This window comes from Lysobacter rhizosphaerae (genome assembly GCF_054779795.1).
On record NZ_BAAGXO010000003.1, the window covers coordinates 151,675 to 178,662 of the forward strand.

Annotated in this window: 22 protein-coding genes; 11 read left to right on the forward strand and 11 right to left on the reverse strand. The window is 65.2% G+C overall.

The genetic code is table 11. The features are described from left to right. The first annotated feature begins 87 nt into the window (after positions 1-87). Positions 88-1,938: a sensor histidine kinase gene (locus ACYVGE_RS05675; protein WP_460727901.1), complete on the forward strand. Its 1,851-nt coding sequence runs from the start codon at positions 88-90 to the stop codon at positions 1,936-1,938. Positions 1,939-1,946: 8 nt separating this feature from the next. On the opposite strand, the gene ACYVGE_RS05680 is transcribed toward ACYVGE_RS05675, so the two are convergent. From ACYVGE_RS05680 to ald, 8 genes are all read right to left on the reverse strand, one after another. After that, positions 1,947-2,675 carry a hypothetical protein gene (locus ACYVGE_RS05680; protein WP_460727903.1) on the reverse strand — a complete coding sequence of 243 codons (729 nt, stop codon included), beginning with the start codon at positions 2,673-2,675 and terminating at the stop codon, positions 1,947-1,949. Further along, positions 2,672-3,502, reverse strand: a complete 831-nt coding sequence (locus tag ACYVGE_RS05685; RefSeq protein WP_460727905.1) for a DUF2092 domain-containing protein — start codon at positions 3,500-3,502, stop codon at positions 2,672-2,674. The genes ACYVGE_RS05680 and ACYVGE_RS05685 overlap by 4 nt, the downstream gene beginning before the upstream one ends. A gap of 223 nt (positions 3,503-3,725) precedes the next feature. Further along, complete coding sequence (locus ACYVGE_RS05690) at positions 3,726-4,907, reverse strand: MFS transporter (RefSeq protein WP_460727907.1); 1,182 nt, start codon at positions 4,905-4,907, stop codon at positions 3,726-3,728. Next, the gene (crcB, locus tag ACYVGE_RS05695) at positions 4,895-5,287 is read right to left on the reverse strand and encodes a fluoride efflux transporter CrcB (protein ID WP_310052715.1); all 393 of its coding nucleotides are present in this window, start codon (positions 5,285-5,287) and stop codon (positions 4,895-4,897) included. Before crcB ends, ACYVGE_RS05690 begins: the two co-directional genes overlap by 13 nt. Positions 5,288-5,341: 54 nt before the next feature. Then, positions 5,342-6,694: a replication-associated recombination protein A gene (locus ACYVGE_RS05700; RefSeq protein ID WP_460727909.1), complete on the reverse strand. Its 1,353-nt coding sequence runs from the start codon at positions 6,692-6,694 to the stop codon at positions 5,342-5,344. A 67-nt stretch (positions 6,695-6,761) separates the two neighbouring features. Continuing rightward, entirely contained in the window at positions 6,762-7,382 is a 621-nt protein-coding gene (lolA, locus tag ACYVGE_RS05705; protein ID WP_460727911.1) for an outer membrane lipoprotein chaperone LolA, read from the reverse strand. Positions 7,383-7,465: 83 nt separating this feature from the next. Then, positions 7,466-9,826 carry a DNA translocase FtsK gene (locus ACYVGE_RS05710; RefSeq protein WP_460727913.1) on the reverse strand — a complete coding sequence of 787 codons (2,361 nt, stop codon included), beginning with the start codon at positions 9,824-9,826 and terminating at the stop codon, positions 7,466-7,468. Positions 9,827-10,019: 193 nt separating this feature from the next. Then, a complete protein-coding gene (gene ald / locus ACYVGE_RS05715; protein WP_460727915.1) occupies positions 10,020-11,087 on the reverse strand; it encodes an alanine dehydrogenase in 1,068 nt (355 codons plus the stop codon). A 236-nt stretch (positions 11,088-11,323) separates the two neighbouring features. Here ald and trxB point away from each other — a divergent pair, with 236 nt between their 5' ends. The 5 genes from trxB to infA all read left to right on the forward strand — a co-directional run bounded on the left by trxB (position 11,324) and on the right by infA (position 15,365). Continuing rightward, a complete protein-coding gene (trxB, locus tag ACYVGE_RS05720; protein ID WP_460727917.1) occupies positions 11,324-12,277 on the forward strand; it encodes a thioredoxin-disulfide reductase in 954 nt (317 codons plus the stop codon). Positions 12,278-12,282: 5 nt separating this feature from the next. Then, positions 12,283-13,122 carry a hypothetical protein gene (locus ACYVGE_RS05725; RefSeq protein ID WP_460727919.1) on the forward strand — a complete coding sequence of 280 codons (840 nt, stop codon included), beginning with the start codon at positions 12,283-12,285 and terminating at the stop codon, positions 13,120-13,122. Continuing rightward, on the forward strand, positions 13,119-14,252 hold the full coding sequence (locus ACYVGE_RS05730) for a GNAT family N-acetyltransferase (protein WP_460727921.1): 1,134 nt from the start codon (positions 13,119-13,121) through the stop codon (positions 14,250-14,252). The genes ACYVGE_RS05725 and ACYVGE_RS05730 overlap by 4 nt, the downstream gene beginning before the upstream one ends. A gap of 48 nt (positions 14,253-14,300) precedes the next feature. Next, positions 14,301-15,047 carry a leucyl/phenylalanyl-tRNA--protein transferase gene (gene aat, locus ACYVGE_RS05735; protein WP_460727924.1) on the forward strand — a complete coding sequence of 249 codons (747 nt, stop codon included), beginning with the start codon at positions 14,301-14,303 and terminating at the stop codon, positions 15,045-15,047. 99 nt (positions 15,048-15,146) lie between these two features. Then, positions 15,147-15,365: a translation initiation factor IF-1 gene (infA, locus tag ACYVGE_RS05740; protein WP_031372296.1), complete on the forward strand. Its 219-nt coding sequence runs from the start codon at positions 15,147-15,149 to the stop codon at positions 15,363-15,365. 69 nt (positions 15,366-15,434) lie between these two features. Here infA and clpA read toward each other — a convergent pair whose 3' ends face one another. Further along, a complete protein-coding gene (clpA, locus tag ACYVGE_RS05745) occupies positions 15,435-17,717 on the reverse strand; it encodes an ATP-dependent Clp protease ATP-binding subunit ClpA (protein ID WP_460727926.1) in 2,283 nt (760 codons plus the stop codon). Between the two features lie 135 nt (positions 17,718-17,852). Next, positions 17,853-18,173, reverse strand: coding sequence for an ATP-dependent Clp protease adapter ClpS (gene clpS, locus ACYVGE_RS05750; RefSeq protein ID WP_310052736.1), 321 nt, complete (start codon positions 18,171-18,173; stop codon positions 17,853-17,855). A 96-nt stretch (positions 18,174-18,269) separates the two neighbouring features. On the opposite strand from clpS, the gene ACYVGE_RS05755 reads away from it, so the two are divergent. Genes ACYVGE_RS05755 through ACYVGE_RS05770 form a run of 4 tightly spaced genes read left to right on the forward strand, consistent with a single transcriptional unit; the run spans position 18,270 to position 21,001 of the window. Beyond that, positions 18,270-18,779, forward strand: a complete 510-nt coding sequence (locus ACYVGE_RS05755; protein WP_460727928.1) for a hypothetical protein — start codon at positions 18,270-18,272, stop codon at positions 18,777-18,779. 25 nt (positions 18,780-18,804) lie between these two features. Next, the gene (locus ACYVGE_RS05760) at positions 18,805-19,269 is read left to right on the forward strand and encodes an NUDIX hydrolase (protein WP_460727930.1); all 465 of its coding nucleotides are present in this window, start codon (positions 18,805-18,807) and stop codon (positions 19,267-19,269) included. After that, positions 19,266-20,384: a tRNA 2-thiouridine(34) synthase MnmA gene (gene mnmA, locus ACYVGE_RS05765; protein WP_460727932.1), complete on the forward strand. Its 1,119-nt coding sequence runs from the start codon at positions 19,266-19,268 to the stop codon at positions 20,382-20,384. The genes ACYVGE_RS05760 and mnmA overlap by 4 nt, the downstream gene beginning before the upstream one ends. 17 nt (positions 20,385-20,401) lie before the next feature. After that, positions 20,402-21,001, forward strand: a complete 600-nt coding sequence (locus ACYVGE_RS05770) for a lysogenization protein HflD (protein ID WP_460728422.1) — start codon at positions 20,402-20,404, stop codon at positions 20,999-21,001. An 84-nt stretch (positions 21,002-21,085) separates the two neighbouring features. On the opposite strand, the gene acnB is transcribed toward ACYVGE_RS05770, so the two are convergent. Continuing rightward, complete coding sequence (gene acnB / locus ACYVGE_RS05775; protein WP_460728424.1) at positions 21,086-23,674, reverse strand: bifunctional aconitate hydratase 2/2-methylisocitrate dehydratase; 2,589 nt, start codon at positions 23,672-23,674, stop codon at positions 21,086-21,088. Positions 23,675-24,058: 384 nt separating this feature from the next. Between acnB and acnA the strand changes: the two genes are divergently transcribed. Further along, the gene (acnA, locus tag ACYVGE_RS05780) at positions 24,059-26,821 is read left to right on the forward strand and encodes an aconitate hydratase AcnA (protein ID WP_460727934.1); all 2,763 of its coding nucleotides are present in this window, start codon (positions 24,059-24,061) and stop codon (positions 26,819-26,821) included. Positions 26,822-26,988 lie beyond the last annotated feature (167 nt).

The window sequence follows — 26,988 nt, forward strand, 5'->3', positions numbered from 1 at the left end:
TGCCCCCGCCCTGCCCCCGGGCAGCGGGCCTACCTCCACCGCCGGCCTTGCCGCTAGACTCCGGGCAACACCTATGGGGTTGCCGGGATGAGTTGGATCGACATCGCCTGGCCCATGATGGGCGCCGCGAGTCTGACGCTCGCGCTGGTCTATTTCCTCCTGTGGATCGGGCAGCGACGCGAATACTCCTATCTGATGTTTTCGCTGGCCGCCTCCTCCGTCGGGGCGCTCGCCATCCTCGAACTCCTGGCCATGCGGACGACGAGCCCCGCCCAGTATGGCGAACTGCTGCGATGGGCCAACGTCTTCATCGCCGTGCTGGCCACAGCCCTGGTCGGCTACGTCCGGCTACGCTTCCGTGCGGGTTCGCGCCGGCTCGCCTACGCGGCCATCGGGTTGCGCTGGCTGTCCCTCATCCCGAACTTCTTTTCCGGTGCGAACCTCAATTTCAGTTCCATCCATGCAGTGACCCATGTCGCGTTCCTGGGCGGGACCGTGGCCGTGCCAATGGGAACCATCAGCCCCTGGGCTTTGCTGGACCAGCTCTGCCGCCTCCTGGTACTCGCGTTCCTCCTGCACGCCATCGTCGAAGTATTGCGACGCGGTGATCCCGGCGAGCAACGACGGGTAATCATGGTCTGTGGCGGCATCATGACGTGCTATCTGGCCATGACCGGCCTGGTCGCGATGGTGAACTTCGGTCAGCTGCGCGCGCCGATCACATTCAATTTTCCCGCGCTGATCATGATCGCGGTCATGGCATACGACCTGGGCGCGCATCTGGTCTGGTCGTCGCAACTTACGGTGGCGCTGAAGGGAAGCCAGTTGCAGCTGCGCGAAAGCGAGCATCGCTTCCGCATGGTCTTCGAAGCCTCGCCCACCGCGTTGCTGATGGTCGATACCGGGGGGCTCATCGTCCTGGCAAACGCCCAGGCCAGCAGCGTGTTCGGCTATCGCATCCACGAACTGATCGGCATGGATGTCGATGCGCTGGTACCGGGCCGCGTCCGTGCATCGCACGTCGCCTATCGGGAACAGTTCATGGGCCAACCCCAGGCACGAAACATGGCGGTTGGACGCGAACTGCACGGCCTGCGAAAGGATGGCAGCCAGGTGCCTGTTGTCGTCGGGCTCAGGCCGATCGCGACTCCGGAAGGTCTCTTCGTCCTGGCATCCGTGGCCGACATCACCGAGCGGCTGGCGCTGGAACGCGAGGCGGCACTCCAGCGCGAGGAACTGGCGCACTTGTCACGCGTGGGCATGCTGGGCGAGCTTTCAGGATCGATGGCACATGAACTGAACCAGCCACTTGCGGCGATCCTGAGCAACGCGCAGGCAGCGCAACGGTTCCTGGACCGGGCGCAGCCGGACCTGGACGAGGTCAGGGCCAGCCTCGCGGACATCGTGGCCGACGACAAGCGTGCCGGCGAAGTCATCCGCCGCCTGCGCGCGATGCTGAAGAAGCAGGCCGCGGAGCATAAGCCCCTCCATCTCAATGACCTGGTGCTGGAAGTGCTGCGCCTGGCCAGGAGCGACCTGCTCAATCGCAATGCGCATGCGCATACCGACCTTGCGTCGGGCCTGCCCCTGGTGTCCGGCGATCACGTCCAGCTCCAGCAGGTCCTGATCAACCTGCTGTTGAATGCGGGTGATGCCATGACCGGAAGCGAGAACCCGCGTGAACTGGTCATCCAGTCGAAGCTGACGCGCGAAGGCTGGGTCGAGGTCTCGTTCACCGACAGCGGCCATGGCATCGCTGAGGACGATCTGGAACGTATCTTCCAGCCCTTCGTGACCACCAAGCGGGATGGCGTCGGGCTGGGCCTGGCGGTGTGCCGCTCGATCATCGCGGCGCATGGCGGCCGGCTCTGGGCCGAAAACAACGGCTCGCGAGGTGCAACGCTGCGCTTCGCGTTGCCACCGCGCGTCACGGCATAAAGCTGACGCTATCGGGGCGGATTTTCCTTGGGAGGAGGAGGCAAAGGTTGGGCAGGCGCCTGCGCCTTCTCCTCTTCCGGATTGACGACAACATAGACAACGTCGTCGCCCTGCATCTGCTCCTGGTAGTAGAAGCCATCGCAGTAGTAATAGGGGTCCATCCACGGGCACCCGTAGGGCAGCGAGTAGTAATACATGTTGCGCGCGATGGCCGCGGTCGTGAGGATCGCCGCCGCCGCTGCGATCGGGTGGTGGTGGTCGATATCGACATCGATATCCCAGTCGCCGCGGGATCCGTCTATGTCGATATCGACATCGTGCCAACCGCCCCAGCCGTCATGATCGATGTCACGGTCGCCGAGATTGCCGCGATCGATGTTCGCGTTGTCGCCGCGATTTCCGGGAGTGCGGTCGCCCGATGGCAGCGTGCCGGCGGCCGGCCGGTCGCGCGAACCCGATCCAGATCCCGGCCGATCCGCGCTCTGGACCCTGTCGCTTCCGCGGCTTGAATCCATGCCCCGGCCGGAGCTGGCGCGATTGGCTCCACTGACGGAACTGCGCGCCATTCCGCCGCCACGCATCCCCATCCCTCCTCCGCGCATGCCACCGCCACCGCGTCCTCCCCGCGCATCCGCGCTGTCCGGAATGATCATCGCGGCGCACGCGAGCAGGGTTGCAGCGATGGCAGCCAACCGCAGCGGGCGTGTGGAGTGTGTCTGGAAAGTCAGGATGTTCATGGCAAACCCCCGTCACGGCCGGTCATCGGCGGAGCCGATGGCGCCCGCGGGGAAAAGAACGGAATCTGCTTCGCTCCGCTGGGCGGGACGAATTTGAAAGTGGTGGAGTTGATCTTCGGCTTCGTGTTCCAGTCGAGGACCACCTGGTACTGCGGGTCGCCCAGTTCGTAGCGGGTGGTGATCAGCAGCTTCTTGAGCTGCCCGTTCTTGGCCACCCAGAGTTGCCAGTCGATGGTCGACTGGCGGAAAGCGAGATGGTCGGTCTCCACGCCATCGATGGTCGAATCGCCGACCCGGAGCCCATAACGCACGCCCTCGAGCAGGCTTCCCTGGAAGGCCTGTCTCAGCACATCGATCAGCGGCATTTCGACGCCCGCGTTGAGCAGTCCGTTGACTACTTCGCCGACGGTTCCCGGCGCGTCGGTCTGCGCATACACACCCTGCTCCGGCACCAGCATGGTCAGCTTGGACCCGTCGTAGTAATAGGAACGATGCTTGATGTCGCCATCGACATCGACGCGCAGCTTGTTGGGGCGCTGCACGACCATGAGTGCGGATTCGTTGTTCTGCAGCTTGTAGCCGTAAGGGAGCACCTCGTCGCGCGAGGCGTTCGCGGTCACGGAAAAGGCCTGCAGGGAATTCAGATAGTTCTGCATGCGGTCGAGCACGGCGCGGGCTTCCGGCGTGACGACGGCAGCCGGCTCGCTGAAGACAGTTTCGCCGCCCTTGGGTGGCGACTTCTGCGCCTGCACGGCCAACGGGCTCGCAACGGCAAGCGCGGTGAGCAGCGGAACCAGCCGGGAGAGGGAGAAGGTTCGAGTCGACATCGCGGACTCCTCAGCGAAGAAGCGCCGTCACGGCGTCAACCGACAGCGTTGGCCGGACAGGCGGCAGGCTGGCGGCGAGGCACGCCGGTCGGGCATTCACTGCCGCCGTCTGGCCGATCCTTTCACCTGCTCCGCAATGCGGCAATTGCCCCAAAGCCTTACTGGTTCACTTGTCGCGGCGTCCGGGCGACAACCTGCTCTGGCCCGGTGCCGGATGAAATATTCAGGACCGGTCGTCGCGGATCCAGAACACGAGCAGGCCGGCCGCGAGCAAGGCGCAGGCGGCACCAAACGCGAAGGCGGCGAAGGCCGAAACCGATTCCCATAGCGCGCCGAACAACAGCGAGGCCGGCAGCAGGGTGATGCCAAGCGTGAGGTGGTACCAGCCGAACGCGGTCCCGAGTTGCTCCCGTGGCACGAGATCCGCGACCAGCGCTTTTTCCGCACCCTCCGTCGCCGCGATGAAGAGGCCGTAAGCGACGAACAGTGCCCACACACCCCAGGGTTTCACCCCGCTCCATCCCAGCAGCAGGTAGATGGCCGCATAAGCAATCCAGCCCGCAATGATGAGGCGGCGCCTTCCCAGACGGTCCGACAGGGCGGACAGCGGAGTGAGGAAAACCGCCGCCACTCCCGACATCGTTGCCCACAGCAGCGGCACCTGCGCTTGCGGCAATCCCAGCTCGCGCACGCGCATCAGCAGGAACAGATTCGACGAGTTGCCGAGCATGAACAGCCCCAGCACGATGAGGTAGCGGCGGAACCGTGGCGGGAATTCACGCAGGTGCCAGTTGAATCGCGGCGACGGCACCCGCGCTTCGGCCTCCGGCTCGCGCAATTGCAGGGTGGCGATGAATACCACCACCGCGGGAATCGCCGCGCACCAGAACACCGTGCGCAGTTCCATTCCCCATCCCAGCAGGGCCGCCGCGACCAGCGGGCCGAGCACGGCACCCGCGTTGTCCATGGCGCGATGGAAGCCGAACGCAAGTCCGCGTTGTCCCGGTTCCACACTGCGTCCGAGCATCGCGTCGCGCGGCGAACTGCGCAGTCCCTTACCGATGCGATCGGCCAGGCGGCACAGCAGGACGAACCACCACCCGGTCGCGGCCGCGATCAGGGCGCGTGCAAGACCGGCCACGCCGTAGCCCGTCACCACGAAGGGTTTCGCGCGCCGGGTCCGGTCGGACCAGATGCCGGAGGCGAGCTTGAGCAGGCTGCTCACCGCTTCGGCGAGTCCCTCGATCAATCCGAGCACGCGCGGGCCTGCACCGAGCGTGCCGACGATGAACAGCGGCAGCAGCGGATAGATCATCTCGCTGGAGGCGTCGTTCATCAGGCTGATGAAGCCCAGCAGCCAGACACTGCGGGGCAACAGCCGCAGGCTGGCGATCAGGGACGCCAAAGATGTGCGATTCGCGCACCGCCCCAGACCAGCAACAGGCCCAGCAGCACGGTCAGCAACAAGTATAGGAACGCCAGCTCCGTGCGCGACGAGCGCGAATAGAGGAGGCACTCGATCATCAGCGCGGAATACGTCGTGAGGCCGCCCAGCAATCCCACCACCAGGAACGCGCGCCAGTACAGCGCCGACGCTCCCCTCCCCTCGAGCCAGACCGCCAGAAAGCCGCCCGCGAACGCACCGACGAGGTTCACGGCAAAGGTGCCCCAAGGAAACCCGTCACCCAGTTGCCGCAGCATCAGGCCACCGACGAAATAACGTCCGCCCGCACCCAGGGCGCCGCCCAGCATCACCAGCCACAGCTGTTGGAACCAGAGATTCATCCGCCCTCGCCTTCCGGTTGCCGCATCGACCGCCGATGCTAAGCCATCGATCGGTTACTCGTCGTCACGGCGGGCGGCCTCGCGTGCTGAGCGCAACGCGTCGAGCTTTTCCTTGAGCTTGATTTCCAGCCCGCGCGCGACCGGCTGGTAATAGACCCGTTCGCCCATGGCATCGGGGAAACCGGTCTGTCCCAGCGCGATGCCGCCCTCGACATCGTGGTCGTACTGGTAGCCCTTGCCGTAACCGAGCTGCTTCATCAGCCGCGTTGGCGCGTTGCGGATGTGCAGCGGAACTTCCTGGGTGCCGTATTCGCGCACGTCGTCGCGGGCCGTGTTGAATGCGGCGTAGGCTGCATTGGATTTCGCCGTGGTGGCGAGATAGATGGTCAGTTGGGCGAGTGCGAGTTCGCCTTCGGGGCTGCCCAGTCGATCGAAGGTTTCCCACGCATCGATCGCCATCTGCAGGGCGCGCGGATCGGCCAGGCCGATGTCCTCCACGGCCATGCGGGTCAGGCGGCGCGCAAGATAGCTCGGGTCGGCGCCGCCATCGAACATCCGCGCCAGCCAGTACAGTGCCGCATCCGGATTCGAGCTGCGCACGCATTTGTGCAGCGCCGAGATCTGGTCGTAGAACTGCTCGCCGCCCTTGTCGAAGCGGCGCGTGCGGTCGGCGAGCACCTGTTCGAGCGTCGATTCGGTGATCGTGCCGCCCTCGCCCGTCAGGTCGGCGGCGATCTCGAGGAAGGTCAGGCCGCGGCGCACGTCGCCGTCGGCAGCGGTGGCGACCAGGTGCACGAGGTCGTCGCTGATCTGCAGTTCGCGGTCACCGAGGCCACGTTCTTCGAGCAACGCACGCCGGAGGGCGACCGCGATGTCGTCCGCGGATACCGCTTCCATCACGTGCACGCGGCATCGCGACAGCAGCGCGGAATTCAGCTCGAAGGAAGGATTCTCGGTGGTGGCGCCGACGAAAATGATCGTGCCGCGCTCGATGTGCGGCAGGAACGCATCCTGCTGCACCTTGTTGAAGCGATGCACCTCGTCGACGAACAACACGGTACGGCGTCCTGAGGCGAAGCGCTGGGCGGCTTCGGCCAGCACTTCCCGTACCTGGGGGAGACCGCAGAGGACCGCGGAAATAGCCTGGAACTCGGCGTTCGCATACTGCGCGAGCAGCAGGGCCAGCGTGGTCTTGCCGCAGCCCGGCGGGCCCCACAGGATCATCGAATGCACGTGCCCGGACTCGATGCCCTTGCGCAGCGCGGAACCGGACGCGAGCAGGCGGCGTTGGCCGACCATTTCGTCGAGCGTGCGCGGCCGCATGCGTTCGGCGAGCGGACGCAGGTGGTCGGTGTCGACGCTCAGCAGATCGGTTGATTCGGCCGGCGAAGGAGTACGTCGAGGCATGCCGCCATTGTAGGCGGCGGCAACGCCATGTCGCTTGCCCGCGTCATTCAGCGTATGACCAGGCCGGTCAGCCGCCGCCGATCACGTCCACGCCCTTGGGCGGCGTGTAGCGGAAGGTGCTGGCGGGGAAAGCGGGATTGCGCTTCCAGCCGCTGAAGCTGATTTCGGTGCGCTGGCCCAGCGCATCGACCACCTGCATCTTCACCAGGCCGGCCGGGGCGAATCCCAGGCGCGCGGAGCGGAAACTTGCCTCGGCCGCATCGCCCTTCGGCGTGAGCAGCAGCCAGTCGAGACCGTCGGCCGTGCCGCCTTCCTTGACGACGTATTGCGCGTCGAGCTTGCCAGGATCGATCAGCGCCGAAAGCGGGCTGTTCTGTTCTTCCGCGCCTTGCGGCCGCTTGGTGACCTGCTGCAGGTCCGGATCGTAGACCCACACCGTCTTGCCATCGGCCACGATCAACTGTGGATAGGGCTTCACGTATTCCCAGCGGAACAAGCGTGGCGCCGAGAGCGCGACCTTGCCGCTGGAGCTTTCCTTGAGCTTGCCCTTGGCATCGAACACCTGCTGGGCGAACTGGCCGTCGAGACCTTTCAGCCCCTTGGTGAAGGCATTGAGGTCGTCACGCGCGCCGGCGAAGGCGCTGGTGGCAAACATGGCGACCGCGAGGCCGATCACGGGGATGCGCATGGGATGACTCCTGGAAACATTGGCAGCGAGTTTGATGTGGAGTCCCTGAATGGGCTCTCACGAAAATCCGAATCCGCCTTGAATTATTTCGGCGGCGGTGGCGCCAGCACGCTGCGATCGCCGTTGTGTTCCGGTGGCGTCACCACGCCCGCCGCTTCCATCGCTTCGATAAGGCGCGCGGCGCGGTTGTAGCCGATCTTCAGGCGACGCTGCACGCCCGAAATGGAAGCACGACGGGTTTCGGTGACGATGCGCACGGCTTCGTCGTAGAGAGGGTCGGACTCGTCCCCTGCCCCGCCGCCGCTTTCCGGCAGGCCGGTGGCGCCAACCACCACGCCTTCGCCCAGTGTCTGCACTTCGTCGAGGACGCCTTCGACGTAATCCGGGCCGCCGCCGATCTGCTTGAGATGCTCGACAACGCGATGCACTTCTTCGTCCGACACGAACGCGCCATGCACGCGTTCTGGCAACGCGGTGCCCGGCGGCAGGTAAAGCATGTCGCCATGGCCCAGCAGCGTTTCCGCGCCGGACTGGTCAAGGATGGTGCGGGAATCGATCTTGCTGGACACCTGGAAAGCAATACGGGTCGGGATATTGGCCTTGATCAGGCCGGTGATGACGTCCACCGACGGCCGTTGCGTGGCGAGAATCAGATGGATGCCGGCAGCACGCGACTTCTGCGCCAACCGTGCGATCAGCTCTTCGACCTTCTTGCCGACGATCATCATCATGTCGGCGAATTCGTCGATGAAGATGACGATGAACGGCAGCGGCTCCAACGGCCGCGGTGCTTCGCTCAGCTCCGCGTTCGGCTTGAACAGCGGGTCCATCATCGGCTGGCCCGCGTCGATCGCGTCCTTCACCTTCTTGTTGAAGCCGGCCAGGTTGCGCACGCCGACCGCCGACATCAGCTTGTAGCGCCGTTCCATTTCGGCCACGCACCAGCGCAGGCCGTTGGCGGCTTCCTTCATGTCGGTGACGACCGGCGCCAGCAGGTGCGGGATGCCCTGGTAGACCGAGAGCTCCAGCATCTTCGGGTCGATCATCAGCATCCGCACGTCCTTGGCGGAGGCTTTGTACAGCAGCGACAGCACCATCGCGTTCACTGCGACGGACTTACCCGAACCGGTGGTGCCCGCAACCAGCAGGTGCGGCATGCGTGCAAGGTCGGCCACGGTCGGGCGGCCGGCGATGTCCTTGCCCAGTGCGAGCGTGAGCGGACTGCCGGACTTGTCGTATTCCTTGGACCGCAGCAGTTCGGAGAGGAAGATCATTTCGCGCGTCGTGTTCGGCGTTTCCAGGCCGACCACCGACTTGCCCGGAATCACGTCGACCACGCGCACCGACTTCACCGACAGGCCGCGGGCGATGTCCTTGTCGAGCGAGCTGATCTGGCTGACCTTCACGCCCGGGGCGGGTTCCAGTTCGAAACGGGTGATCACCGGGCCCGGGTAGGCGCCGACCACCTGTGCATCGATGCGGAAGTCCTTGAGCTTGAATTCGATCTGGCGGGACAGTGTTTCCAGCGTTTCTTCGCTGTAGCCCTTGGGTTGCGGCTTGGGATCGTCGAGCAGCGCGAGCGGCGGGATGCCGGTGCCGTCACCGACGTGGAACAGCGGGATCTGCTGCTCGCGCTTGGCGCGATCGCTTTTTTCCACCACGGGTGCCGGCGGCGGCTCGATCTTGACCGGTGCACGCTTGGCGCGCATTTCGGTTTCGATCTTGCGCGCCTCTTCACGCTCCTCGCGGAAGGCGCGCGTCTGCTGCCATTCGGTCGCCTGCTGGCTACCCTGGCGGAACAGCTTGCCGAGCAGCGGCGGGATCGCGAGCGTCCACTGGCCCAGCTTGTCCATCACGGTCAGCCACGACAGTCCGGTGGCCAGCGTCACCGAGATCAACAGCAGCGCGAACAGGAACAGGTTTCCACCCATCGGACCGAAACCGTTGTAGAGCGATTTCCCGACAAGACGCCCGAGGATGCCCCCTGCTCCCGCCGCGAAATCCGGCGCGGATCCCACGCGCAGGTACAGCAGGCCGGTAGCGGACACCAGGAAGCCGACGATGCCGATGAGGCGAAGCGCCGGACCCAGGTCGGCATCGCCGTCCCCGTCCGTGTCCATGCCGAACAGTGCGATCCAGGCAATGAGCCCGAGCATGATCGGCAGCAGGAATGCCACGTAGCCGGTGAGGAGCAGGAGCACGTCGGCGGTCCACGCACCCACGCGACCACCGACGTTGTGCAGTGGCGCGGTCACGCTGCCCGAATGCGACCAGCCCGGGTCGGTAGGCGAAAAAGTGAAGAGGCTCGCCATCAGGTACAGCAACAGCGGCGCGATCAGGATCAGCGCGATGTCGCGCATCAGCCGCTGGCGGCGTGGCGACGGCGGTGCGCGCTCTTTTTCCGCCTTTACCTTCTTGCGGGTTGCTGCCGGGGCTTGCGCCACTGTGAGGATCTGCCTGAGCTAGGTACTGTTAGTACTTGAAGATACGGGAAAAAGCGCCCGCGGGGAACAAGGAGGGCCGGAACAACCCCCGTCGTCGCGGCCCCCGTGGAGCATAGCCGGGAATGAAGAAGGGGCGCACATGGCGCCCCTTCCTTGACCGACCTGGCCGGGACAGTCCGGCCCGGGAAGCGGTTTAGAGCTTCATGCCCTGCAACGCCGGGTGCACCAGCTTGCCGCCTTCGACATTGATGCCGCGCACGAGGGCTTCGTTGGAGCGCCAGTTGCCCGAGGCCAGCTTGTTGACCCACGGCAGGATGGCCGCACAGATCGCCTGCGAGCTGGTCTGCGGCACGGCGCCCGGCATATTGGTCACGCAGAAGTGGGTCACGCCCTCCTCCACGTAGGTCGGCTCCTTCCAGGTGGTCGGGCGCGAGGTCTCGAAGCAACCGCCCTGGTCGATCGAGATGTCGACCACCACGCTGCCGTCCTGCATGCCCTTGAGCATCTCGCGGGTCAGCACGTGCGGGGCGCGGGCGCCGGTGACGAGCACGGCACCGACTACGAGGTCGGCCGAGGCCACTTCGCGCGCGACGACGTCGGCGTACGGGTACAGCGTGGTCACGTTGTTGCCCAGCTGCATCATTTCTTCCATGCGGTCCTGGCGCATTTCGAACACGACCACGTTCGAGCCACCCGCCGCGGCGAGTTCGGCCGACGCGCGGCCGGCCTTGCCACCACCGAACACCACGACCTTGCCGCGCTCGGTCGACGGGAGACCGCCGAGCAGCTTGCCCTTGCCGCCTTCGGGCTGGTGCAGCAGGTGCGTGCCGACCTGCACCGCGATCTTGCCGGCGATCACCGACATCGGGGCCAGCAGCGGCAGGTCGCCGTTGGGGAGTTCCACAGTCTCGAACGCAACGCCGGTGAGGCCGATGTCGAGGAGCTGCTTCGTCAGGACCGGCTCGGCGGCCAGGTGCAGGTAGCAGAACAGCAGGTGGTCCTTGCGCAGGTGTTGCAGGTCGCCGGCGATCGGCTCCTTCACCTTCACGATCAGCTCGCCCTTCTCATACAACGCGGCGGCATCGGGAGCGATGTTCACCCCGAGCTGGGTGTACTGCTCGTCCTTGAAACCGCTCTTCAGGCCCGCGCCCTGCTCCAGCCACACTTCGTGGCCACGCTTGACAAGGTCACCGGCGGCGGCCGGCACGAGAGCGACGCGACCCTCGAGGGTCTTGGTTTCCTTGGGTACACCGATGCGCATTGCGGTTCTCTCAAAGTAATGCCCCTTGTCACCGCGAATCGCGGCGATCGGGCGGATTGTCATCAGGCGGGCGGGTGCGAACGCAACACTGCAGTCCGTCGACCTTGCCTTGTAATGCCGGGACGCCAACGCCACTCTATGGCGGTCACGGATGCATCCGGTGCGCGCCGAAAGCACGTTCCGTACCATCCATCCCGCACCGTACGGTGCGCGTCCAACAGCACGCAATTATACCCATGACCCCATCGAAGCACTCCCGCCTGATCATCCTCGGCTCCGGTCCCGCTGGCTGGACGGCCGCCGTTTACGCGGCTCGCGCCAACCTGAAACCCGTGGTGATCACAGGCCTGCAGATGGGTGGCCAGCTGATGACCACGACCGAGGTCGACAACTGGCCCGGCGACGCCCACGGCCTGATGGGCCCGGACCTGATGACGCGCATGCAGGCGCATGCCGAGCGCTTCGACACGGAAGTCGTCTTCGACCACATCCATACCGCCGATCTGTCGCGACGTCCCTTCAAGCTCAAGGGCGATAGCGGCGAGTACACCTGCGATGCATTGATCATCGCCACCGGCGCGACGGCGAAATACCTCGGCCTGCCGTCGGAAGAAACGTTCAAGGGCCGCGGCGTCTCCGCTTGCGCCACCTGCGACGGCTTCTTCTACAAGGACCAGGATGTCGCGGTGATCGGCGGTGGCAACACGGCCGTGGAAGAGGCGCTGTATCTCTCCAACATCGCCCGCAAGGTCTACCTCGTGCATCGCCGCGACACGCTGCGCGCCGAGAAGATCATGCAGGACAAGCTGCACGCCAAGATCCAGGCCGGCAAGATCGAGCCGGTGTGGCACCACACGGTCGACGAAGTGCTGGGCAACGATGCCGGAGTGACGGGCGTGAGGGTGAAGTCGGTACAGGATGGCTCCACGCGCGACCTCGCCATCCATGGTCTTTTCGTGGCCATCGGCCACACGCCGAACACGACGCTGTTCGAAGGCCAGCTCGACATGAAGAACGGCTACATCAACATCCGCACGGGCCTGGCCGGTGAAGCCACCGCCACCACTGTGCCCGGCGTGTTTGCCGCCGGCGACGTCGCCGACCAGGTCTATCGCCAGGCCATCACTTCCGCCGGCTTTGGCTGCATGGCCGCGCTGGATGCTGAGAAATTCCTGGACAAGGAAGGTTGATAGCGGTGTCGCGGACCGCCGCTTTCCTTGTTGCGACGTTGCTGGCGTTAGCCGCCAGCGATGCCGTCGCAGGAGGCATCTTTTGCCGCGACCCGGCGACGCTGTCGACATGGAAGGAAAGCCTCGACGGCAGGCAGCGCAGGCGACTGGAAGACCCGCGCGACATCCACCACGCCGTGCTGGTGGCGTACGAGGCAAACCTCGCCTCCGCCGCACAGGGAAAGCTGCAGTCGAAGCGACAGCTCGGCATCTGGTGGACGCTATGCCAGATGGTCGATGGTAGCCTCGGTGATGATCGCCTCCACACGACCGTGGATTACCTGAGTCAAGGCGCCGAAGAGAACGACCGCCAGGTCAATACGCTGCTGGCGATGCATGCCGCGATGGGTTGGGGCCTGCCGCAAAACCATGGGCAAGCATTCAAACTGCTGGATGAGGTCCGCAGCAAGGCCAACATCATCACGTTCACGACATTCGACGAATTCAAGGCACAAGCTTCGCTGGAAGGCCTGCCCGAAGCCGAGCAACAGTCGGCCTACGCGTACAACGAGACGCTAGCCGAACTGCTTGCGCAGCGCCTGCCACAACACTGGCAGGAGTTCGCCCGCCGGCGCTCGGCTGATGAGATCAAGATTCGACTGACGGTGCACACCTGCCCCGCTACGATCGAGGCTCTGTCCACGAACGACGCAGCCGATGCCGGGAAGCTTGCCGCCGTGCTGCAGCGCGTTGTCGACCTCGTGCCGCAAGCGGGAGTGCCCTGCCGCGATGGCCGTGGACTGCAGCTCGCACTGCCCCAGGAGTTTTCGGTCTGGCGGCCGGAAAAGGATCCGTTCGCCCAGTGACGGCATTGCATCCCCGTGTACTGCCCGACCTTTCCTGCGTGGACAGGGCGCAGTGGGATGCCCTCCACGACGGGAGCAACCCTTTCGTCCATCACGCCTTTCTAGCCGGGCTCGAACAATACGGTTGCCTGCGCGAGGAATGGGGATGGACGCCGCATCACCTGACGCTTTGGGAAGGCGATCAGCTGATCGCCGCCGCTCCCGGGTACCGCAAGACCAACTCGCATGGCGAGTTCGTCTTCGACCACGCCTGGGCACATGCCTACGCACGGCACGGGATCGAGTACTTCCCCAAGTGGCTGTGCGCCGTGCCCTACTCGCCGGTGACCGGCCCCCGCCTCCTGGCGACCAGCGCAGCGCATCGCCACCGGTTGCTGGAGGCGATGAGGGCCCTGTGCGGGATCGATTTCTCCTCGGCGCACGTCAACTTCCATTCCGAGCAGGACACTACGTTTGGCGGGGAGTGGCTGGCCCGGATCGATGTCCAGTACCACTGGCAGAACACGGCGGGCTGGGGAAGCTTCGACGACTTCCTGGCAGCGTTCGATCATCGGCACCGCAAGAACATCCGGCAGGAACGAGCGAAGTTCGCACGCGCAGGCATTGGCTTCCGGGTGATCCATGGCGACGAAGCCAGCGAAGCCAGCGAAGCCGATCTTGCGACGATGCACGGCTTCTACCTGCAGACGTTCGCCGAATACGGAAATCACCCGGCGCTGACGCTGCCGTTCCTGCAGCACCTTGCGCGGGCAATGCCACGTTCCCTGGTCCTGGTGCTGGCCGAGCGCGGAGGTGAAGCGGTCGCGGGCGCGTTGTGCCTGCGCGGGGGCGACACGCTGTACGGCCGCTACTGGGGCGCCAGCGAGCACATCCCGGGGCTGCATTTCGAAACCTGTTACTACCAGGGAATCGAGTACTGCCTGCGCGAAGGCCTCACCCGTTTCGAACCCGGCGCACAGGGCGAACACAAGCTCGCCCGGGGATTCCTGCCGACCTTGGTTCACAGCCACCATTGGATCGCACACGAAGGTTTTCGCGATGCGCTGCGCGACTGGTGCGCGCAGGAAACGGCTTCGGTGCGACGCTACGCCGCCACGCTGGCAAGCCATTCACCGTTCAAGGCTGGTTGAGCCGGCAATGCGCTCGCGCGGTCTTGCGGCGTGGGCGATGATCGCGGCATGACCATCCGGCTACCCGCCCTGTCACTGGATCCCCATGGTCCGTTCCCGCCGGCGGACGCGGCATTGCGTCATCCGGACGGCCTGCTGGCCATGGGGGGCGACCTGGCGCCGGCAAGGCTGCTCAACGCCTATCGCCACGGCATCTTTCCCTGGTACTCCGACGAACAGCCAATCCTGTGGTGGTGCCCCGATCCACGCACGGTGTTCCAGACCGACTGCGTGCGCCTGCCATCCCGATTCCGGCGATGGTTGCGGCGCAGCGACTGGGTGGTGCGGGCCGACACCGCTTTCGCACGGGTGATAGAGGCCTGCGCGACTACGCCACGCGCGGGCCAGCGCGGCACCTGGATCACACCGGACATGCGGGCCGCGTATGAGCAGATGCACCGGCTCGGGCATGGCCATTCAATCGAAGTGTTCGACGGGGAGCGTCTGGTGGGAGGGCTCTATGGCGTCGCCGTTGGCCGGATGTTTTTTGGCGAAAGCATGTTCAGCGCGGAATCGGGTGGTTCCAGGGTCGCCCTGACCGCCCTCGCCCACCGCCTCCGGGAATGGGGCTGGCCCCTGCTGGACGCGCAGGTCGAAAACGACCACCTGCTGTCGCTGGGGGCGGAGCTATGGTCTCGGGAGCGCTTCCTTGCCGCGGTTGCCGAACTGACGGCGCTGCCTGAACCCGCCGCCAGCTGGACCCGGCGCTTCGGGACGATCACGGCGGCTGGGCTGGCACCCGCCCGCCGCGGATGAACAATCAGGGCCGCGGCGCCATCGCCCCGGCATTTGTGGCAGAATGCGCGGCTTCGCGGGCGCGCTGCGCCTGCTCTTCATGTTCAACCCGGGAACTTCATGGCAAAAGACGATGTGATCGAATTCGAGGGCACGGTGGCGGAAACCCTTCCGAACACCATGTTCCGCGTGCGCCTCGAGAACGGCCACGAGATCATTGCCCATATCTCCGGGCGGATGCGCAAGAACTACATCCGCATCCTGACCGGCGACAAGGTGAAGGTCGAAATGACCCCGTACGACCTCACAAAGGGTCGTATCACCTACCGCATGAAGTGAGTGCGGTAATTGCATGAAGAAAAAGGCGGCCAATGGCCGCCTTTTTTCGTGGGCGGGAGTGTGCCCCGGCTACACGGTGACCGGCAGGAGCTTCTCCGGTTCCGCCTGCGCCTCGACGACCAGTTCGTCTTCCCTGACGTCGATGGTGACGCGACCGCCTCCCACCAGCTTGCCGAACAGCAGCTCGTCCGCCAGCGGCCGCTTGATCCGGTCCTGGATCACGCGGGCCATCGGGCGCGCGCCCATCAGCGGATCGAAGCCATGCTGGGCCAGCCAGTCGCGTGCCGTCGGCGTGGCCGAGAGGCTGACGTTCTTCTCGTGCAGCTGGGCTTCCAGCTCGATCAGGAACTTGTCGACCACGCGCAGGATGTGGTCGAAGCCCAGCGCCTGGAACTGCACCACCGCGTCGAGGCGGTTACGGAATTCCGGACTGAAGGCCCGACGGATGATTTCCATCGCATCGGTCGAGTGATCCTGCTTGGTGAAGCCGATGGAACGCCGCGAAGCCTGCGCCGCACCCGCATTGGTCGTCATGACCAGCACGACGTTCTTGAAGTTGGCTTCGCGTCCGTTGGTATCGGTGAGGATGCCGCGATCCATCACCTGCAACAGGATGTTGAAGATGTCCGGATGCGCCTTCTCCACCTCGTCCAGCAGCAGCACGCAGTGCGGCGTCTTGACGATCTTCTCGGTAAGCAGGCCGCCCTGGTCGAAGCCGACATAGCCCGGAGGCGCACCGATCAGGCGGCTGACCGAATGCGGCTCCATGTACTCGGACATGTCGAAGCGGACCAGCTCGATGCCCAGTTGCAGTGCGAGCTGCTTGGTCACCTCGGTCTTGCCCACGCCGGTGGGGCCGGCGAAGAGGAAATTGCCGATCGGCTTGTCCGGGTTGGCCAGGCCGGACCGGGCGAGCTTGATCGCCGAGGTCAGGGTCTCGATCGCCGGATCCTGTCCGAAGATCACCATCTTCAGGTTGCGCTCGAGGTTCTTGAGCACGTCCTTGTCCGACGCGCTGACCTGCTTGGTTGGAATTCGCGCCATCTTGGCAACGATGGTCTCGATTTCCTCGGTATCGATCAGGGTCTTGCGCTCGTTGTCCGGCAGCAGGCGCTGGCGGGCCCCGGCTTCATCGATCACGTCGATGGCCTTGTCCGGCAGCAGGCGGTCGCCCAGGTGCTTGACCGACAGGTCGACGGCAGCCTGCAGCGCCTCGTCGGCATACGTGACGCCATGGTGCAGCTCGTACTTGGGCTTCAATCCCTGCAGGATTTCCAGGGTCTCGCCCACCGTCGGTTCGACGATGTCGATCTTCTGGAAGCGTCGTGCCAGGGCCCGGTCCTTTTCGAAGATGCCGCGGTATTCCTGGAACGTGGTGGAACCGATGCAGCGCAGTTCACCCGATGCCAGTGCCGGCTTGATCAGGTTGCTGGCGTCCATGGTGCCGCCCGAAGCGGAACCGGCGCCGATGATCGTATGGATCTCGTCGATGAAGAGAATGGTGTCGGGCAGCTTCTTCAGCTGCGCGAGCACGGCCTTCAGGCGTTTTTCGAAGTCGCCGCGGTACTTGGTGCCGGCGACCAGCGCGCCCAGGTCGAGCGAATAGATGGTGGCGTCTGCCAGCACTTCGGGCACTTCGCCATCGACGATGCGCTTGGCCAGGCCTTCCGCGATCGCGGTCTTGCCGACGCCTGCTTCGCCCACGTAGAGCGGATTGTTCTTGCGGCGGCGGCATAGCACCTGGATGGTGCGCTCGACTTCGTTGATTCGTCCCACCAATGGGTCAATCCGGCCTTCACGCGCAAGCTGATTGAGGTTCATCGCGAACTCGGCGAGCGCATCTCCCTTCATCTCGCCGTCACCACCATCGCCCTGGCGCGAATCGCTGTCGTCCTGGTGGGACGACGGCTCCTCGCCACCGTGTTTGGCGATGCCATGGGACAGGTAATTGACGACGTCGAGGCGAGCGATGTCCTGCTGGTTCAGGAAATAGACGGCGTGCGAGTCCTTTTCGCCAAAAATCGCCACCAGTACGTTCGCGCCGGTGACCTCCTTCTTGCCGGAGGACTGCACGTGGTAGACGGCGCGCTGCAGCACGCGCTGGAAACCCAGCGTCGGCTGCGTGTCGCGGCCGTCGTCGTCCGCGAGCCTGGCGACGGAGGTGGAAATGGCCTGCTCCAGATCGCCGCGCAGGCGCGCGAAATCGGCGTGACAGGCTTTGAGGACAGCTTCGGCCGACGGGTTGTCGAGCAGCGCCAGTAGCAGATGCTCGACCGTCATGAACTCATGGCGCGCTTCGCGGGCGCGCTTGTAGCACTGGCCGATGCTGTATTCGAGGTCCTTGCTGAACATGGGGCGATAGCCTCCGGGATTACTGCGACCCTATCTGGGGACAGCAACCAGCGATTTCCATGCCAGCCCCATAGGACGTTCGGAACGCTGCGTGGCACTCGTAACACAATCGGTACAACGTCCTTACTCGCACTTTTAGGCCTTTTCCATCGTACAGAGCAAGGGGTGCTGGTTGAGTCTTGAATATTCGTTCACTTGCGCCACCTTGGATTCGGCTACTTCGCGGGTGAAGACACCGCAAACGCCGCGGCCGCGGGTATGCACATGCAACATGATCTGGGTCGCTTTTTCCGCGTTGAACGAGAAAAAGCGCATCAATACTTCCACCACGAAATCCATCGGCGTGTAGTCGTCGTTCAGCAACAGCACGGAGTACAGCGGCGGCCGCGCCACTTCCGGCTTGCTGGTTTCGACCATGACGCCATGGCTTTGTTCGTGTTCGGTGCGTTTCGTCATGGGCGAATTATAAAGAACCCACGCGGGCGGACGCCTCGATGGACGCCCCGAGTGCCCCCTTGCACAATGGCGGCACTCGATTGCCCCGGGGGGCTGATGCGTACCTTCGCTGTCTCCATGCTGCTGTGTTTTTCGGTCTCATCTGTCGTCAACGCGGCGGAACGGGCCAGTCCGGCCAAAACGGGGGCGGAGGGCGACCCGGCTGTCAGGCAGCTGCTGGACAAGCTGAAGTACCAGTACGAAGTCGACGAAGAAGGCGACTTCCGCCTGACTTTCGCCATGGACGAGGACAAGGGCGGCCGCAGCCAGCTGGTATTCGTGCGTTCGCCGGTGGAAACCTACGGCTCCCACAAGGTTCGCGAGATCTGGTCGCCCGCCTACGTGTCCGCGACCGACGAATTCCCGGCCGGCGTCGCCAACCGCCTGCTGGAGGCCACGCAGGAAAGCAAGCTGGGCGCATGGGCGAAACAGGGCCGTTACGCGGTGTTCGTGGTGAAGCTGGCCGCGGATGCGGGCATTGACGCGCTCGATGATGCCGTCGAGGCGGCCCTGCGCTCGGCAGAGGATATGGAAATCGAGCTCACCCCCGGCAAGGACGAGTTCTGATGGACGTGCTGATGGACATGATCCGATGACCTATCGCGAGGGCCGCTTCTGGCAACCCGACGTGACCGTGGCGACGGTCGTGGTCAACGACGGCCGCCTGCTGGTGGTCGAGGAAAACGCCGGTGGCCGGCGGGTGCTCAACCAGCCGGCCGGCCACCTCGAACCGGACGAGAGCCTGATCGAGGCGGCGCTGCGCGAGACGCTGGAGGAAACCGGCTGGGACGTACGGCTTACCGCGTTCGTCGGGGCTTACCAATGGAAAGCCCCGGAGACCGGCCGCCATTACCTGCGCTTCGCCTTCGCTGCGGAGCCCGTGACGCACCACCCTGCCCGCGAACTGGATGAAGGCATCGTCCGTGCGCTGTGGCTCACGCCCGGTGAACTGCAGGCGGAATCCGCCCGCCACCGCAGTCCACTGGTCTGGCGCGTGGTCTCCGATTTCCTGGCGGGCCGTCGGCAGCCGCTCGAATTCGTGCAGCACCTGGGATGAGCCAGGCGCGCACCATCGTGGGCATGTCCGGGGGCGTGGATTCGTCCGTCGCCGCATTGCGCCTGCGCGATGCTGGCGAGCCGATCGCGGGCCTCTTCATGCAGAACTGGGCCGACGACGGCAGCGGCGATTGCCGCGCCGAGGACGACCGCCGCGATGCCGTCGCGGTCTGCGGGCGGCTCGGCATCCCGATCCACTTCCGTGATTTCTCGGGCGAATACTGGGACGGTGTCTTCGCCCATTTCCTCGCCGAATACGCCGCGGGTCGCACGCCCAATCCGGACGTGCTGTGCAACCGCGAGATCAAGTTCAAGTATTTCCTCGACGCCGCGCATGAGCTCGGCGCCGATTTCATCGCCACCGGGCATTACGCCCGCGTCGCGGAGGCCGACGGCCAGTGGCGCCTGCTGAAGGCGGCCGACCGGAGCAAGGACCAGAGCTACTTCCTGCACCAACTCGGACAGAAGCAGCTCTCGTCGACGAAGTTCCCGCTGGGCGACATGCTGAAGACCGATGTGCGCGGCATCGCGCGGGAAGCCGGACTCGCCACGCATGCGAAGAAGGATTCCACCGGCATCTGCTTCATCGGCGAGCGCGACTTCCGCGAATTCCTTGCGCGCTACCTGCCCGCCCGCACCGGGGAAATGCGTACGCCGGATGGCCATGTCCTGGGCCAGCATCCCGGCGTGTTCTATTTCACCCTCGGCCAGCGTGAAGGCTTGAACATCGGCGGCGTGCGCGGTTTCGAAGCGGCACCGTGGTATGTCGTCGGCAAGGATGTGGCGAACAACGTGCTTTACGTCGACCAGGGCGTCGACAGTCCGTTCCTGTACGCGAATGCGTTGTGGTCGGAGGCCGCGCACTGGATCTCCGGTGCGCCCCCTTCCTCCCGCTTCCAGTGCCAGGCGCAGACCCGTTACCGCCAGCCGGACCAGGCCTGCGAGGTCAGCGTTCGCGCCGATGGTTCGCTGGAAGTGCATTTCGCCGTCCCGCAACGCGCGGTCACGCCGGGGCAATCCCTGGTGCTGTACGACGGAGACGTCTGCCTGGGTGGCGCAGTGATCGCCGCCACCGACGCCGTGCTCGAACAACGGATCAAGGAACACGCCGCATGACCGACAGCCCAAATCCGATGTCCGAACGGGTCCTCGCGCTCGCCGGCCTGGCACAGGCGCTGGCCCAGGTGCGGCGGATCGCCGATACCGGACAGGCACATGCGGAAGTACTTTCGACCGCGCTCGATTCGGTGTTCCGCATCGACGCGGACGACACGGCGGGGGTCTATGGCGGCACGGGGTCGTTGCGCACGGGGCTGATGCTGTTGCGCGACTACTTCGGCGGCGCGATGCCCGATGACCAACTGCCACGCCTGGCGCTGGCGGTGCTCCAGCTGGAGCGCCGCTTCGTGCGCGACGACGACATGGTGTCGCGCGTCCTCAGTGGCATCCGCGCCCAGAGCGGCGCCGCGGAGCGACTGGGAAGCACGCATCCCGAGGTGCTCAGCGCACTGGGTTCGCTGTACGCGGACACGCTGAGCCATCTGCGGCCGCGCGTGCTGGTGCAGGGCAATCCGCACTATCTCGGACAGGCGGCGGTGGTCGCGGAAGTGCGCGCGGTGCTGCTGTCCGCGGTGCGGTCGGCGGTGCTGTGGCGGCAGATGGGCGGCAGCCTGTGGGACTTCATGCTGCGCAAGCGGGCCATGGGCGATGCCGTGCAGGAATTGCTGGCCTGACTCGGCCGGCAAGACGCAAGACCGCATACAAAAAAGCCCCGGTCACGCCGGGGCTTTTTGTTGCAATGAACGATGGCGCGCGGTTTACGCCGCTTCCACCTTGTCCGCCACTTCGCGGTATTCCTCGATCTGGTCGAAGTTCATGTAGCGGTAGATCTCGGCGCCCTTGCTGTTGATCACGCCGATGTCCGCCATGTACTCCTCGCGGGTCGGGATGCGGCCCAGGCGCGAGCAGATCGCCGCGAGCTCCGCCGAACCCAGGTACACGTTGGTGTTGCGGCCCAGGCGGTTCGGGAAGTTGCGGGTGCTGGTCGAGAACACCGTCGCGCCTTCGCGCGCCTGCGCCTGGTTGCCCATGCACAGCGAGCAGCCCGGCATTTCCATGCGCGCGCCGGCGGTGCCGAAGGTGCCGTAATGGCCTTCCTTCGTGAGCTCCGACGCGTCCATCTTGGTCGGCGGCGCGACCCACAGGCGGGTCGGAATGTCGCGCTTGCCTTCCAGCAACTTCGCAGCGGCGCGGAAGTGACCGATGTTGGTCATGCACGAACCGATGAACACTTCGTCGATCTTGGCGCCGGCTACATCGGACAGCGTCTTCACGTCGTCCGGATCGTTCGGGCAGGCGACGATCGGTTCGACGATCTGGTTGAGGTCGATCTCGATGACCGCGGCGTATTCGGCGTCCGCATCGCCTTCCAGCAGTTGCGGGTTGGCCAGCCAGGCTTCCATCGCCTTGATGCGGCGTGCCAGCGAACGCGGGTCGGCATAACCTTCGGCGATCATCCACTTCAGCAGCGTGATGTTGCTGTTGATGTACTCGATGATCGGCGCCTTGTCCAAATGCACCGTGCAGCCGGCGGCGGAACGCTCGGCCGAAGCGTCGGACAGCTCGAACGCCTGCTCGACCTTCAGCTGCGGCAGGCCTTCGATCTCGAGGATGCGGCCGGAGAAGATGTTCTTCTTGCCCTGCTTGGCTACGGTCAGCAGGCCCTGCTTGATCGCGGCCAGCGGGATGGCGTTGACGAGGTCGCGCAGGGTCACGCCCGGCTGCATCTCGCCCTTGAAGCGGACGAGCACCGACTCGGGCATGTCCAGCGGCATCACGCCGGTGGCCGCGGCGAACGCGACCAGGCCGGACCCGGCTGGGAACGAGATGCCCACGGGGAAGCGGGTGTGCGAGTCGCCGCCCGTGCCGACGGTGTCGGGCAGCAGCATGCGGTTGAGCCAGCTGTGGATCACGCCATCGCCCGGACGCAGCGAGATGCCGCCGCGGTTGGAAATGAACTCCGGCAGCGTGTGGTGGGTCTTGACGTCGACCGGCTTCGGATAGGCCGCGGTGTGGCAGAACGACTGCATCACGAGGTCGGCCGAGAAGCCCAGGCAGGCCAGGTCCTTCAGCTCATCACGGGTCATCGGGCCGGTGGTGTCCTGCGAACCCACCGAGGTCATCTTCGGTTCGCAGTAGGTGCCCGGGCGCACGCCCTCACCTTCCGGCAGGCCGCAGGCGCGACCGACCATCTTCTGCGCAAGCGAGTAGCCCTTGCCGGTATCGGCCGGGTTCTGCGGCAGGCGGAACAGCGTCGACGGGGCCAGGCCGAGGGCCTCGCGCGCCTTGGCGGTCAGGCCACGGCCGACGATCAGCGGAATGCGGCCGCCGGCGCGGACTTCGTCCAGCAGCACGTCGGACTTGAGCGCGAACTCGGCGATGACCTGCCCGTCCTTGAGCGCCTTGCCCTCGTAAGGGCGCAGCTCGACGACGTCGCCCATGTTCATGCCGGACACGTCGAGCTCGATCGGCAGCGCGCCGGCATCTTCCATGGTGTTGTAGAAGATCGGCGCGATCTTCGAGCCCAGGCACACGCCACCGAAGCGCTTGTTCGGGATGAAGGGAATGTCCTCGCCGGTGAACCACAGCACCGAATTGGTCGCGGACTTGCGGCTCGAACCGGTGCCGACCACGTCACCGACATAGGCGACCAGGTGGCCCTTGCCCTTGAGCGATTCGATGAATGCGACCGGGCCACGCTTGCCGTCTTCCTCCGGCACGATGCCGTCGCGGGCGTTCTTCAGCATCGCCAGTGCATGCAGCGGGATGTCGGGGCGCGTGGTGGCGTCCGGGGCCGGCGACAGGTCGTCGGTGTTGGTCTCGCCGGTCACCTTGAAGACGGTGATGGTCAGGCTTTCCGGCACTTCCGGACGGCTGGTGAACCATTCGGCGTCGGCCCAGCTCTGCAGCACGGCCTTGGCGTTCGCGTTGCCCTTCTGCGCCTTGTCCTGCACGTCGTGGAAGGCATCGAACATCAGCAGCGTGTGCTTGAGCGCGTTGGCGGCGACGGTGCCGACCTGCGCGTCGTCGAGCAGCTCGACCAGCGGATGGATGTTGTAGCCGCCGAGCATGGTGCCCAGCAGTTCGGTGGCGCGTTCGCGCGGGATCAGCGCGTTCTTCTCGGTGCCGAAGGCGATGGCCGCGAGGTACGAAGCCTTGACCTTGGCGGCATCGTCGACGCCGGCCGGCACGCGGTTCGTGATCAGGTCGACGAGGAAGGCTTCCTCGCCTGCCGGCGGAGCCTTGAGCAGCTCGATGACGTCGGCGGTCTGCTGCGCGGTCAGCGGCAGCGGCGGAATGCCCAGCGCGGCGCGCTCGGCAACGTGTTGGCGGTAGTTAGACAGCATGTCGCTGGAGAGCATGAAAGTCCCGTCTGCTGAGGCGGAAGAACACCGCGCCCGCGCTGTGCAGCCGTCCGCAAGGACGTCCGTCGGCAGGATTGGTGGGGGTCGAATCGGCCGCCGCCCGGTTGCAGGGCGGGTTCGATTCTCGGCCGCGTATTTTGCCCGAAACAGCGACTTCCGGCAACGCCAGAATCGGCAAATTCCTAGTCTCGGCAGGGACTTACGACAAGAACGGAACGCATCGTCGACGACTTTGGCCTCGTTAACGCTCCGCCCTGCCCCGACTTGTTCATAATCGACGCGTCATGTCGTACGGCTCCGCCGGCGGCAGGCGTGCCAACCCGCAGGCGCCCCACCTCGCCCGCCGCACACAACAGGGAGCACCACATGTCGTTCGACTCTTTCGCCACCCGCGCCCAGCTCGCACTCAACGGCAAGTCCTACACCTACTTCAGCCTGCCCGAGCTCGGCAAGCGCTTCGACCTGTCGAAGCTGCCCTACTCGATGAAGATCCTGCTCGAGAACCTGTTGCGCCACGAAGACGGCGGCATGACGGTTGCCAAGGAGCACATCGAGGCCGTCGCCCGGTGGGACGCGAAGCAGGAACCCGAAACCGAAATCGCCTTCATGCCTGCGCGCGTGGTGCTGCAGGATTTCACGGGTGTGCCCTGCGTCGTCGACCTCGCTGCGATGCGCGATGCTGTGACCCGGCTCGGCGGAAGCCCGAAGCAGATCAATCCCCTTATTCCTTCCGAACTCGTGATCGACCATTCGGTACAGGTCGACGTATTCGGACGGGCCGACGCGCTCGACCTCAATGGCAAGATCGAGTTCGAACGCAACATGGAACGTTATGCCTTCCTGCGCTGGGGCCAGAAGGCATTCGGCAACTTCAAGGTGGTGCCGCCCAACACCGGCATCGTGCACCAGGTCAACCTGGAAAACCTCGCACGCGTCGTGGTCGAACGCGAGATCGATGGCGTCCTGCAGGCGTTCCCGGACACCGTTTTCGGCACCGACTCGCACACCACGATGATCAATGGCATCGGCGTGCTCGGCTGGGGCGTGGGTGGCATCGAAGCCGAAGCCGCCATGCTGGGGCAACCCTCCTCGATGCTCATTCCGCAGGTGGTGGGCTTCAAGCTCACCGGCAGGATGCCTGAAGGCGCGACCGCGACCGACCTCGTGCTGACGGTCACCCAGATGCTGCGTGCACTCGGCGTGGTCGGAAAGTTCGTCGAGTTCTACGGTGACGGGCTGCAATACCTGCCGCTCGCCGACCGTGCCACGATCGCCAACATGGCGCCGGAATACGGCGCGACCTGCGGCATCTTCCCGATCGACGCCGAGGCCATCACCTACCTGCGCCTGTCGGGCCGCAGCGAGGAACAGATCGCCCTGGTCGAGGCCTACGCCAAGGCGCAGGGGCTGTGGCACGACGCGAACACCCCGCATGCCACCTACTCCGCCATGCTCGAACTCGACCTCGGCGACGTGAAGCCGTCGCTGGCGGGCCCCAAGCGCCCACAGGATCGCGTACTTCTCGAGGCGGTGCGGGACAACTTCCACCAGAACCTCGAAGGCCTGATCGCCAACCGCAAGCCGCGCAAAGAAACCATCGGGCGACTGGTGGGCGAAGGCGGCGACCAGCCACAGGCCGAGCACCTTGCCGCGAAACCCAAGTCGAAGATCCGCATCCACGACATGGACTGCGACCTCACCGACGGCTCGGTGGTGATTGCGGCGATCACGTCCTGCACCAATACGTCTAATCCGGCGGTGATGCTCGGCGCGGGCCTGCTCGCACGCAACGCGGTGAAGCTGGGGCTGAAGGCGAAACCCTGGGTGAAGACATCACTCGGCCCGGGTTCGCTCGTCGTCACCGACTACCTGAAGAAGGCCGGCGTGCTGCAAGACCTGGAGAAACTGGGTTTCTACGTGGTCGGCTACGGCTGCACGACCTGCATCGGCAACTCCGGCCCGCTGCCCGACGAAGTATCGAAGGGCATCGCCGAGAACGAGCTCGTCGTCGCATCCGTGCTTTCGGGCAACCGCAACTTCGAGGGCCGCGTGCACCCCGAGGTGAAGATGAACTACCTGGCCTCGCCACCGCTGGTGGTTGCCTATGCCCTCGCGGGCACCGTCGACATCGACCTCAGCCAGGACCCGGTCGGCCATACGCCGGACGGCAAGGACGTCTTCCTGCGCGACATCTGGCCAACGAACAAGGAAATCGGCGACGTCATTTCCGCGACCGTCGGCCCGGAGCTGTTCGCGCAGAACTACGCGGATGTCTTCAAGGGCGACTCGCGCTGGAACCAGATCGCTTCGCCGGAAGGAGAATCCTTCCGCTGGGATGCGGCATCGACCTACATCAAGAATCCGCCCTACTTCGACGGCATCACGATGCAGGTCGGCACCATCGACGACGTGCATGGCGCCCGGGTGATGGGCATCTTCGGCGACTCGATCACCACCGACCACATCTCCCCGGCCGGCAACATCAAGAAGGATTCGCCCGCCGGGCGTTTCCTGATGGAACGCGGCGTGCAGCCGGCCGACTTCAACAGCTACGGCTCGCGGCGCGGCAACGACGACGTGATGGTGCGCGGAACCTTCGCCAACATCCGCATCAGGAACCTGATGCTCGGTGGCGAGGAAGGCGGCAATACGATCTACCACGGTGCGCACGGCGCCACCGAGAAGCTGTCGATCTACGACGCCGCCATGCGCTACAAGGCGGACGGCGTGCCGCTGGTGGTGTTTGCCGGCAAGGAATACGGCACCGGTTCGTCGCGCGACTGGGCGGCCAAGGGAACAAACCTGCTCGGGGTTAAAGCGGTCGTCGCTGAAAGCTTCGAGCGCATCCACCGTTCGAACCTGGTCGGCATGGGCGTGCTGCCGCTGGCCTTCAGCGACGGCCAGAATGCGCAGAAGCTCGGACTGGACGGATCGGAAACCATCGCCATCACCGGCCTCCAGGATGGCGCATCGAAAACCGCCACGGTGACGGCGCGCAAGCATGACGGCCGCGAGGTGCGATTCGAGGTCAAGGTGCTGCTGCTGACGCCCAAGGAAACGGAGTACTTCCGCCACGGCGGCATCCTGCACTACGTGCTGCGGCAGTTGGCGGCGCGGAAGGCCGCCTGAGCGGAATGAACGGCTGCTGCCCTGCATTGCGAGGTGCCGGGCGGCGGTCGCACTTGCCTGCTCCTGCCCTGAGCGCAACGAGCGAATGCGCATGGATTGCCCGCCGGATGTGCCTTGCCAGCCTCTAGTGCCTATGCTCCAATCGACCGGAAACCGTACGGCGGCGC

Coding starts and splice junctions, on each gene's coding strand:
- ACYVGE_RS05675 (WP_460727901.1), top strand. CDS start 88: ATGAGTTGGATCGACATCGCCTGGCCCATGATGGGCGCCGCGAGTCTG.
- ACYVGE_RS05680 (WP_460727903.1), bottom strand. CDS start 2,675: ATGAACATCCTGACTTTCCAGACACACTCCACACGCCCGCTGCGGTTG.
- ACYVGE_RS05685 (WP_460727905.1), bottom strand. CDS start 3,502: ATGTCGACTCGAACCTTCTCCCTCTCCCGGCTGGTTCCGCTGCTCACC.
- crcB (WP_310052715.1), bottom strand. CDS start 5,287: ATGAATCTCTGGTTCCAACAGCTGTGGCTGGTGATGCTGGGCGGCGCC.
- ACYVGE_RS05700 (WP_460727909.1), bottom strand. CDS start 6,694: ATGCCTCGACGTACTCCTTCGCCGGCCGAATCAACCGATCTGCTGAGC.
- lolA (WP_460727911.1), bottom strand. CDS start 7,382: ATGCGCATCCCCGTGATCGGCCTCGCGGTCGCCATGTTTGCCACCAGC.
- ald (WP_460727915.1), bottom strand. CDS start 11,087: ATGCGCATCGGTGTACCCAAGGAAACCAAGACCCTCGAGGGTCGCGTC.
- trxB (WP_460727917.1), top strand. CDS start 11,324: ATGACCCCATCGAAGCACTCCCGCCTGATCATCCTCGGCTCCGGTCCC.
- aat (WP_460727924.1), top strand. CDS start 14,301: ATGACCATCCGGCTACCCGCCCTGTCACTGGATCCCCATGGTCCGTTC.
- infA (WP_031372296.1), top strand. CDS start 15,147: ATGGCAAAAGACGATGTGATCGAATTCGAGGGCACGGTGGCGGAAACC.
- clpA (WP_460727926.1), bottom strand. CDS start 17,717: ATGTTCAGCAAGGACCTCGAATACAGCATCGGCCAGTGCTACAAGCGC.
- clpS (WP_310052736.1), bottom strand. CDS start 18,173: ATGACGAAACGCACCGAACACGAACAAAGCCATGGCGTCATGGTCGAA.
- ACYVGE_RS05755 (WP_460727928.1), top strand. CDS start 18,270: ATGCGTACCTTCGCTGTCTCCATGCTGCTGTGTTTTTCGGTCTCATCT.
- ACYVGE_RS05760 (WP_460727930.1), top strand. CDS start 18,805: ATGACCTATCGCGAGGGCCGCTTCTGGCAACCCGACGTGACCGTGGCG.
- mnmA (WP_460727932.1), top strand. CDS start 19,266: ATGAGCCAGGCGCGCACCATCGTGGGCATGTCCGGGGGCGTGGATTCG.
- ACYVGE_RS05770 (WP_460728422.1), top strand. CDS start 20,402: ATGTCCGAACGGGTCCTCGCGCTCGCCGGCCTGGCACAGGCGCTGGCC.
- acnB (WP_460728424.1), bottom strand. CDS start 23,674: ATGCTGTCTAACTACCGCCAACACGTTGCCGAGCGCGCCGCGCTGGGC.
- acnA (WP_460727934.1), top strand. CDS start 24,059: ATGTCGTTCGACTCTTTCGCCACCCGCGCCCAGCTCGCACTCAACGGC.